Annotated in this window: 9 protein-coding genes and 1 pseudogene; all 10 read right to left on the reverse strand. The window is 38.6% G+C overall.

Annotation, left to right across the window (positions count from 1 at the left end; translation table 11 throughout):
• Positions 1–473: 473 nt before the first annotated feature.
• Positions 474–1,575 (reverse strand): annotated as a pseudogene (gene glf / locus DXD06_RS16530) (UDP-galactopyranose mutase).
• Positions 1,576–1,628: 53 nt separating this feature from the next.
• Positions 1,629–2,405, reverse strand: coding sequence for a transposase (locus DXD06_RS16535; protein WP_117833158.1), 777 nt, complete (start codon positions 2,403–2,405; stop codon positions 1,629–1,631).
• Positions 2,402–3,292, reverse strand: a complete 891-nt coding sequence (locus tag DXD06_RS16540; protein ID WP_117833159.1) for an ISL3 family transposase — start codon at positions 3,290–3,292, stop codon at positions 2,402–2,404. Before DXD06_RS16540 ends, DXD06_RS16535 begins: the two co-directional genes overlap by 4 nt.
• A 196-nt stretch (positions 3,293–3,488) precedes the next feature.
• Positions 3,489–4,184 carry an FRG domain-containing protein gene (locus tag DXD06_RS16545; RefSeq protein WP_117833160.1) on the reverse strand — a complete coding sequence of 232 codons (696 nt, stop codon included), beginning with the start codon at positions 4,182–4,184 and terminating at the stop codon, positions 3,489–3,491.
• Positions 4,185–4,299: 115 nt separating this feature from the next.
• Complete coding sequence (locus DXD06_RS16550; RefSeq protein ID WP_158569561.1) at positions 4,300–5,385, reverse strand: U32 family peptidase; 1,086 nt, start codon at positions 5,383–5,385, stop codon at positions 4,300–4,302.
• Positions 5,360–6,163, reverse strand: a complete 804-nt coding sequence (locus DXD06_RS16555; RefSeq protein ID WP_117833162.1) for a hypothetical protein — start codon at positions 6,161–6,163, stop codon at positions 5,360–5,362. Before DXD06_RS16555 ends, DXD06_RS16550 begins: the two co-directional genes overlap by 26 nt.
• Positions 6,164–6,183: 20 nt before the next feature.
• A complete protein-coding gene (locus DXD06_RS16560; protein ID WP_158569562.1) occupies positions 6,184–7,449 on the reverse strand; it encodes a methyltransferase domain-containing protein in 1,266 nt (421 codons plus the stop codon).
• Positions 7,450–7,465: 16 nt separating this feature from the next.
• Positions 7,466–8,227 (reverse strand): GP88 family protein, encoded by a 762-nt coding sequence (locus tag DXD06_RS16565; RefSeq protein ID WP_117833164.1) that lies wholly within the window; start codon positions 8,225–8,227, stop codon positions 7,466–7,468.
• A gap of 290 nt (positions 8,228–8,517) precedes the next feature.
• Positions 8,518–8,859, reverse strand: a complete 342-nt coding sequence (locus DXD06_RS16570; protein ID WP_117833165.1) for a helix-turn-helix domain-containing protein — start codon at positions 8,857–8,859, stop codon at positions 8,518–8,520.
• Between the two features lie 551 nt (positions 8,860–9,410).
• Positions 9,411–10,313: a sugar phosphate nucleotidyltransferase gene (locus tag DXD06_RS16580; RefSeq protein WP_117833167.1), complete on the reverse strand. Its 903-nt coding sequence runs from the start codon at positions 10,311–10,313 to the stop codon at positions 9,411–9,413.
• Between the last annotated feature and the right edge of the window lie 244 nt (positions 10,314–10,557).

Raw genomic sequence — 10,557 nt, forward strand, 5'->3', positions numbered from 1 at the left:
CCTCACGGTCTGGGCGATTTTTCTGTCAGGGGAGTTTTTTTACAGCCCCTTTTATTATATATATTTCACAAACCCGATTATTCTATTGCTACATTTTCAGAATATATTATACTATAGCAACCTTATTTTCTCAATAAAATGTAATTTCCTAACAATATCCCTGTGTGGTAGGATATTTGTCCGTGAAAGAAATTTATTTTTGTGGTAGGATATAGCTATCGCAGGAAATTCAATACACTGTATCAGCTTCTCCATGTGAAAACGAAAACTCTGTACAGTGAAAAGTTTTCGATTCATTTGATTGATCTAAGCCGCAACGATCTTGCCACAGAAGAAGATCGACACTACGGAATTGACCATTGATCAACAGGCCTCTCGTATCGCTGAATTGGAAGCTGCACTTGCTAAACAAAACAAATAATATGTAACGCCGAACCGCCCCATGTCTTCACCTGGGGCGGTTCCTGTTTTTCCTAATCCAATTCCTTCTCTGCTAGCTCCAGCGCCGAAGCAATCACGGCATCCATATCATAATACTTATACTCGCCCAGCCGTCCGCCAAAGATTACCTTCTGCTCCTTCTCTGCCAGCTTCTTATATTCCTGATACAGCGCACCATTCTTTTCATCATTCACCGGATAGTACGGCTCATCACCGACCTTCCACTCCGAACTGTATTCTCTGCTGATCACCGTCTTCGGAATATCATTTCCGTCATCATCCTTGCCAAACTCAACCCACTTGTGCTCGATGATCCTCGTCCACGGCGTCTCTCGATCCGTATAATTCACCGCCGCATTTCCCTGAAAATCCGGTTTGTCCAGCACTTCCGTCTCAAAGCGTACAGAACGATACTCCAAAGCACCCAATTGGTATTCAAAGTAAGCATCAATCGCCCCTGTATAAACAATCTTATCCGCCAAAGCATCCAGCTTTGTCTTATTCTCGAAATAATCCGTATCCAAACGCACTTCAATTCCATCCAGCATATTGGCAACCATCTTCGTATAGCCGCCCACCGGAATCCCCTGATACAAAGCATTAAAATAATTGTTATCAAACGTCAGCCGAACCAGCAGTCGCTTAATAATAAAAGCCGGAAGATCCTTGCAATCGCGTCCCCACTGCTTCTCCGTATAACCCTTGATCAGCTTCTCGTAAATATCCTTGCCAACCAAAGAGATCGCCTGTTCCTCCAGATTGTGCGACTCCGTAATGCCAGCTTCGTTGCGCTGCTCCTCAATTTTCGCTGCAGCCTCCTCCGGTGTCACAACGCCCCACATCTTATTGAACGTATACATGTTAAAAGGCAGCGAATACAACTCTCCCTTATAATTCGCTACCGGACTGTTCGTAAAGCGATTAAACTCCGCAAAACGCGTAACATAATTCCACACTTCTTTATTATTTGTATGGAAAATGTGCGCACCATATTTGTGCACATGGATATTCTCAATATCCTCCGTATAAACATTGCCAGCAATGTTCGGGCGCTTATCGATCACAAGCACTTTCTTGCTGTCTGGCAAATACCGAACCGAATAAACCGGCTCCAACAATTAAATAGTCGTACATTTTTCCCTCTTAACATTTTAATGGATATTCTGCTTCGTGAGGTTCTTCCGCAATTATCCGTTTTTAAATTTCCCAACATATCGAAGTTTTGCCTCTAATAATTGTTTTCTACAACGTCCATACATTGTTCGTTTTATCATTTTTAATCGACTGTTTGACCCTTCTACAAAACCATTACTATAGTCATAGGCTACGGCATTTTCAACCGCAACTATATCTCTTTTTAGTCCTTCGGCAAAACTCTTCACTGCTTTAATCGTGCTTTTGCAATATTTTTCTATGAATAAGTATAGTAGTGGAACATTTCGCTTTTTAAAAATTTTTCGAAACTCTTTTATGCAACAATGAAATTCCCAGACCGCAGGATACTGAGCATAAATATAGTTTTTGTGTGCTACTGTTAATTCTGTATCCATCCACATATATCGGAATATCCCTTCACGTGTGATATAGTCCTTTTCTTTTCCGATACTACCTGTTCTGTATTTTAATCCTTCTGTCATTGTTCGGATATATGGTTGCACCTCAAAATATTTGTTTTCTTTTTGCTCTATTTTACACAAGTATTCAAAGGCGTTACTCTTTGAACCTGTATATCCTTTTGCATATATTTCTTTTATTGTTTTGCTTTTGCTCCATTTGGAATCCAGACATTGAATAGTGTAGTCGTAAAATATATCTAATTTACTCTGCCGGATTCCGTACATACTTAATTTTTTCGGATCACCTTCTCGATATTTTGCAATCGTATTTCGCCCTATTCCCATCCGCTTTGCTATCTCACGATAGCTACAACCTTCACTTAAAAATTCCTGTATTTGACAGATCATTTTATACCGTTTTTCTGAAAAAACAGAAGAGTTATCCACATCAGATTCGATTTTTTTTTACATGTTTCTTCTATAACAGCCGACTGTTCAGCATGAGGAATGTTTACTGTTGCTGGAACTTCATGATTCAGTGCCTTTTTGATTGCCTCTAATAAATTCTGATGTAAATGAAACCGGTCTGCTACTTGCATAGCATCGGGTAATTCTTCTGATATTACTTTTGCATATGCACTCGCTCGATCACGAGTGACTACTTTTATATGTTTATTATTCCTAAGCCAATCTCTTAGTGTATCTCCATTTCTTCCATCTAACAACGCAATTGGTTCATGATTTTCTTCGTTTACGATAATAGTTCCATATGTATGTCGTTTTTTATATGCAAAATCATCCACGCCGATCACATCGCCCACCTCTGGCCCGGGAAGAACTTCATACTTTCTCAAAAGTAGTCTTATAACAGTATCCCCGCTGATTTTAATACCAAGTGCCTTACAAATACGTGCGCAACCTTCGCAGCTAGATTCCATTGCTAGTGTACAGATAAAATCAGCACATCGTTCTGTCATACGACTATAAGTATTAAGAAAACCATCAAATGTTTCAGCAAACGTTGTTACTTCACAGCCATCGTTTATACATTCATATTCATGAGAGCAAATCTCAAGTTGAGCCCTCTTCCCTAAAATAGGAAGATCCTGTACTTTACGAATATAAGTTCCATGATATTTATCTGTTATACAGCCACATTTCGGGCACCTGCAATCCTTGGAGATTGATTTCATTCGTATTAAAATCTGTTTTTCATATTCCTGAATCTCCGTTATATTTAATTCAGTTTCAGGATAAAAACTATTTGTACATAATGCACCGTGTGAACCTGGCATTTGACTGCCTCCCTCATATCTTTTGATATGTTAATTATACTATATTTCCGATAATATAAAAAGGCAAAAACGGGTAATTACGGAAGAGCCCCCATACACCGGACAGGTAATGGATTTCAACCCGGATTATTCATCACTCGCATCTAAGCCGGATATAATATGACATAAAAATGATTAAGGCTATACCGGTTCCATCTCAATTTTGGGAACTGAAATACATATTTGCTTCTTCTTGGGCAATATGCTCCATATCAGGGTAAATAGAGCTTTTATGGAATCCCATCGCATCAAGCTGATCTAAGAGTTGCTTTCTAATCTGCTGCGGTATACGAATCTTATAAAAATAGTCACAGGATTCATCCGACATGAGTTTCTGATCCAGCCGTTCAGCAGTACTGTGAATCGTAAAATCTGATTGTTGCACATACATCCTCAAGTCGCTTCCTACACCATGACACGCGATGATTCTGTTCTGTAGTTTATTATTGTCGTTATCATGATTAGAAAATGCGCCTTCTAAGTCACCACTCAAACTGTCATAACTTATCGGAGGTACATATTCTCCATAGCCCGCTTTTTTATTCAACTTCATTGGGTTTAGAATCCAAACAGCAGCATCCGTCTTTGCATCTTCATCGCTACTTAATGCAAAATGCAATGCAACCAGCGGAGATTCCAACCACTCCAATAATCTGGTTGGCAAACCATAATGCTGCATCAATGTCAACCACGATGCACGGTCATACCGTTGTGGAGCATTTGGATTCAACCGCATAGTATGAATCATGAAATTGGTCGTTATATACTGCTCATCATGTTTACCTCTACCTTCTTTTCGTTGAACCGATGGTACAAGACCCCACAAATAATCAGACTGGTCCCGGAACCACATACGATACTATTGTTCGGCATCAATTCGTGTAATTGCTTCTACATATGTTCCGAAATCGTATATTTCAAGCTCTTTCAACATACTATTATATACCTCTCAGTATAGCATTTACTTTTCAGATATTTGCTCTTTTTATAAATAAGTCGCAATACTTGCAAGTTTCACCACATATTTCATTTGCACAGGTATGATTTCTGTTTTCGAACCAGTAATCAACAAATCCGTCTAGTTTTTTATTATCAATATAGACTTGCGGTCGGAAGGACTCTTCTTTTTCCTCCTTTATAGTCTCCAAATGTTTCCACAATCCAAGCAAATTTCCGTCATATGATTCTTTCATATACGCACACATAATTTCCTGCAAATGTGCTGTACTTCCTGTTCTACCTGTCAACTTAAAGTGGTCTATTCCGATTTCATTATACCGTTTTATATCTTCGGGTCTTATGTAATTCATTTTCAGCCAAACACTTTTCGATTTTCTACTAGCAATACACATCCCCATAGGATAATCTTTATGTAATTTTGTTTCTTTTTGATAGCCTGCGGAGTGCAACTGATAGCAATGATCCCGAAATATACATCCAGTTGCTCCTCTTATTTCATCACTTTCGGTTATTCCATTTCCGCAAAATTCATTTGCCAATAAAGTAAGTACAATATCATGCTCATTACAATATCGAGCCGCGGCACTTAAAAAGTTTATATCGCGATTCTTATTTAATCCGATGCAAATCTTTGTGATTCCGTACAGCTCTTGCCATATTTTAATTTGCGTCAATGAGTCAAGATGTGCGATTGTACTTACCTCGATTCCAATCTTATCACTCACCCTTCTAATAATTTCTGCCATATAAGGAAGCGAAACCGTTATGGTTTTCACTCCAGCTTCAATTAAAAAAGAAATGTATTCTTGTATTTCTTCTTCTCTTTTTATTATTTGCTCCTTACTGCCTAAATAGCTTGTATTCAGCGTATAGTTAAACGAAATTCCCCTTTCTGAAAGTTCATTAATGTATCTTGCAAACTCGTCTCTCGTAACACTCTGCAGTCTAAACTCAGGGCGCGCCGTCAGCCATGCGCTTTCTTTGCGCGAGCCATAGAATTCCTCTATTCTGTTTATGCTAACTTCCTTATTTAAATGAAATGCCTGCTCATATAAGTCCTCGGAAAAATTACAACCCACTTTGAAAAAGCTCATTATCCTTATCCACCTCAATCTGTGCCGCGAAGCCATTCCTGCTCCATAACCAGAGCGGTGTGTGTACATCAATAGGACAATATTCCGTATCATAAAACACTTCTTCCCACAATGTACTTACATATTCTCTGATATCCGTTCTGCTTTTGTCCTCGTCCTTAATTAGCCCCAACTTAATGCTCGCCTGAATAACGTGCGTATCTGGTGCAACAGTAATGTGTTCCCTTCCGGCAAGGTCTATGGTTGTATACTGCGTCATCACATACAGCCAATAGTTTAAAATTTTGGGGCCTGACAAATACGGAAACTTTTTCTTGTTTCCCACAATGTATTCTTTGATTTTTTCGACAGAGTTATCATTTTTAACAAATAAATTTCTTATATCTCCGTCAAAATCATCGCACAATGTTGCACATAATTTTCTCCAAATCTCAGGGTGCTTATTGGGTTGCAGTGCAACTTTATACTTCACCAACCGGTTCTTTAATTCACCCTCACTCATTTGGGTAGCTGCTTTAGGATCAAACACATCTACTGTTTCTATATCTTCATATGTTGCTTTTGCCGCCTCCCATAATTTGTATGAATTTCTTTGATAGTTAAGTGCCATCGGCAATGTAAAGTACAAACAATTTTCTTTTGAATCCTTTGAAAGTCCGGGGTTGGCATCCTCAGGCATGACTTCTCCACCTAAAAGGCCTTTCTTATACATATCAATTAGCTTTTTTGCTTTTTTATAAATATTCTTTTTTTGATTTATGGGTAGTTGATTATTCATTTTGTATTTTCTCCTCTATATTATTTTTTGCAAATAACAGTTGTTATAATCTCGAGTTCATCTAGTTTACATTTTTTATTTTCTGCTGCCGTGATGATTGCTGGAGAGATATATTCATTTTTTTCCATCAATTTTTTTCCTGTTATCTCATTCACCTTAATTTCATTAAATCCGCAGTCTTGTAAGATTTCAACAATCTTTTCGGCCTCAAACACAAGTGAATACGTCACAGCTTTATCACCATTTTCAGAGATAAAAGTTGTTGTCATTTCATCTCCTCTCAAATTTTCTGACCAGTCTACTGATGGCAATGTAAACGCAAGCACTCCACCTGGAGCCAATATCCTATGCAGTTCGCATAAAGTTTCTGTATGGAAGTATGGATCTGCAAGAGAGCATACCGCCACTTGATACTTATTTGACGCAATCATTGTTCGTGCTGCGCTTGATACAATCTTTTCATTTGCATCTAAAAATCGCGCCATTTCTTCAGTTAATTCTAATACATCATATGTTACGACCGGCCACGAGCACGTCTTCCTCATCCACCCTCTTCCTGGTCCAACTTCGAGTACTTTGCATCCTTGATAGACAAACTTATTTATAAAATTCTGAAAAAAGTCTGCAGATAAAGTGTGAAAATTATGAGTGGTAACGCGCTTTTGTTCGGTAAATTCTTCCGCAATCATCGCATATCCTTTACGGTTCAACCTATCCATGTCACAAATTGTTGGAAAGTATGCTCTGTATTTAATATAGGAGTATACTCTTGCGCCAAATTCTTTTGCGTTTTCCTCTATCGTCAATCGTTTGTCATTGGCAAAAACTACATCAAACTTATCTTCATTCAGATTTTCATAATACTCTGAATCAGCTTTTTCTCGGCCTATTCTTTTCTCCTCTCCATTCACCCCAATTTCCTTTACTAGTACTGATACAGCGTTTGGATAACATAATTTTATTTTTGCTTGATTTGATGGATGAATTTCCTTAATTGGAACTTTTCCCTCCGTGTTTATTACGTCAATGGATTTCTTTGCTATCGCGTAATAGTTTCCATATACGCAATCAAAATTCAAGAAGCGGCCCTCATCTCGCATCAATATCATTTTTTCTTCACTTATGAAGTTGTATTCCTCGCACCCTTCGCCATTTCTTTTCAATCTGCTTGTGTACGAGAGAGGTCTTGCATATCTTTCACCTTGGTTCTTAACTAAAAAATCAATAATAGACGTTTTCCCTACACCGCTTCTCCCGCCTACCATAACAATAATGTTTTCTCTCATTTTTATCCCCCCTATCCTAATGTAACTGAAATAAAACATCCTTGTTTGTTTTCTTCATGCACAAGCCGCAGTCAGCGCAGCTTTCCACTCTTCCATACTGCTCCGGGCAAATTATGCTATCTGTATGCTTTACCGCATACTCAAACAAATTTTCTCTTGTATCAAAGACCAAGCTTTTAGGAATCGTAGGAATCGATGCTGCCATCGTTGTGTCATATGACGCAAACAGCTGCATATTATTAAGATTCATAAGCTCGTTCACATTATTTTTTAAGCAAGGGACATTCCATGTTCTTGTATACCCCCAAAAGGAGACTTTTGGAAATTCTAATATTATATCTTTCCAAAAATCAATGTACTCTTCTGAAAAAAAGTCTCCGCTAGAATGCAATCGAACCGCACATCGTCCAGTGGCTTCGTTTATTTGGTTTTCAATTTTGTCCTTCAGTTCGGATGACCGAAAATGAAAATCCCACAGATTTTCACACCATCGGTCAATTGTATAAACATCTTTTCTGGCATCTGCATTATAACAATGCGTGGAGCACCAATCAGATGCCCCGGGGCAAGTGATTTTCGGAGGGATATTCCATACTAATATTTTGTCATAAATTCTTCCAGATTTACCTGTCTTTTTATTTCCAATTTCCAAACCCGAAAGGCGGTTATCTTGAGGCTTTTGAGGACATAATTCCGAATATGTACTAAAAATTTCTTTTCGCTGCTGTTCTTTTTTGCAATCCGGTTTTTTTCGTTTATCATACAATTTTTTGTCCATCCCCTGCACCTCCCATCACCCATCTCCGTTCACAAGTTCACCGATTTATTCGTCACGCGCACTTTAGACAGTTCTTTTGTCATATGTGCAATCTATTAAAAAACTCTGCCGTCTTAATCACCGTACAATTACGTCAAATCAAGGTAGCAGAGTTTCTTGTTTTTACAAATCTAAGTTTAATTAAAGTCTCTTATTCTAGAGTCACCCATCTCTCATACATAGTTTACCACAGTATTAGCGTCATGTCCTTTCGGTATGCCGAACTTCATATTTCTAAATAAATGCACAGTCTACGTTTTTTCTTCATATTGTGACAACATCTTTATGTAAGTTGCCAACATTTCTTTCTTCTTAATTGACAATCTCCGATAAAAAGATATTATCCATTTTTCATCTTCTGTCATTGATACATCCTTATCAGCCAAATCTGTGATCGAAATTGAAAGCGCATCACAGATCAGTAATAGCGTGTACACATATGGTTTTGTTTTTCCGTTAAGTAAATTGCTTAAGCTGGAAGTTGACAGATTTGTATTTTTTGCCAACGCGTATATCGACTTCTTTTCTCTCTTACAATATTCCCTCAGCCTTTCGAGCATCTCTTGATATGTTTCATCTACCCCATCGTTCATTATTCCTTTTTATTTCACAGTCATCTCAAGTACGCTTAATTTTTGATAGAATCCAAATCTTCGCCATTCTAAACTTTTGGGATCGAAAATAGAGCGCAAAAAAGATCAAGTTAGGTATAATACAACAAATAATTCCCCGTACAACCAAGTGTAGCACTGTATAATTTCCAACGAAACGATTCGAAAATCCATTTTTCAGTATTATTTTTCCACAAATATCGCCGAATGCAATGGCTGAGACATTTCATTTCATCTTTACAATTCGGTGAAAAATTGTCAATCTGCTCTAATTCATCTAGCATAAGTGCATTATAATCAATCGGTGCTATTCTCACAGCGTCTCCCTGATGCACTTTTTGCCAGCACATTGAATCAAGTAGTTGAGAAATCTCTCTAACCCCCACACGTTTCACCTTCTATCTCTCGTTGTTATCTCTTCACATCTTTGCCAATCATCAAATCTCTGATTCTCAGATCGTTGCCTGCTGCTCACCACGGAGAGGTGTGTGATATTATTCCGAGCAGCGCAGGGAGCTCACACTTTCAGTATATCACAAGTCTGCAAATAAATCAGCCTGGTACATACCTTTTTCTAACATTTTCTTGAAGCTGTCCTTTACAGCTGCGACATCTTCATGGTAGGTCATACCATACCAGGTATCGTTGGTCTTCAGAACCTTTACGGACATCTTTCCCTGCTCCAGCAACTCACCGATGAAGGTCAGGATCAGATACTCGGCTTTCTGAGGATTGTTCGGTACTTCTTTCTCGAAAAACTCCTTGAAACCATTTTCCAGCACATCCAAGAACTCCTGTGTTAATCCCCACATATTCATAGAAACCAGAGAATTCACATCAGCAGCCACACCGTCCGCCTCTGCTCCGGCTGCGGTCTTTACGATGTTCTTGATTTCCACAACCTCTGTCAAGTTTCCATTCTCGTCCATCTTGCAGATACCACGGGTCACACCACCGTTATCGGACAATGTGTTCTTCAGCACAAAACCTGCCATACAGGACTTTCCGCCGTTTACCAAATACTCATGAACAGCCTTAAAGCCCTCTTTTCCATAGTAATCATCTGCATTGATGACGATGAACGGAGTTTTAATTACGTCCTTCGCTGCAAGCACAGCCTGACCGGTTCCCCACGGCTTTGTACGTCCTTCCGGAAGTTCTTCCGGAATATCGTTGATGTCCTGGAAAGCGTAGTCTACTGTTACATTATGAGAAGAGCAAATGGAGGCAATTCGGTCACCGATGACCTCTTTGAACTCCTTCTCAATATCCTTACGGATGATAAATACCACATGATTGAAACCAGCTTCAATCGCATCATGGATCGAGTAGTCCATGATGATATGATTAGCATCATCGATCGGCTCCAACTGTTTGATTCCTGTTCCAAATCGGCTGCCAATTCCGGCAGCCATGATAAGTAATGTTGTTTTCATAATCTCTCCTTACTGTGCTTGCTCTACATCATCTAAATAACGCCAAGCCTCATTAATCCATTTCAATTCATCTTTTTCGAAGAACAAATCTCGTGTATATATTTTCTCTTCGGAATTCCAAAATATTTACAGCATTTAAATTTGCTTACTATGATCGAAAACAAAACAGGTATTCCAATCCCGATCAGTAAATAGCTTCCTGTATAATTCAAAGTGTAGATGAGATGTAAGTTGATTTACAAAA

The organism is Roseburia sp. TF10-5 (assembly GCF_003462365.1).
Taxonomy (GTDB): Bacteria; Bacillota; Clostridia; order Lachnospirales; family Lachnospiraceae; genus Roseburia; species Roseburia faecis.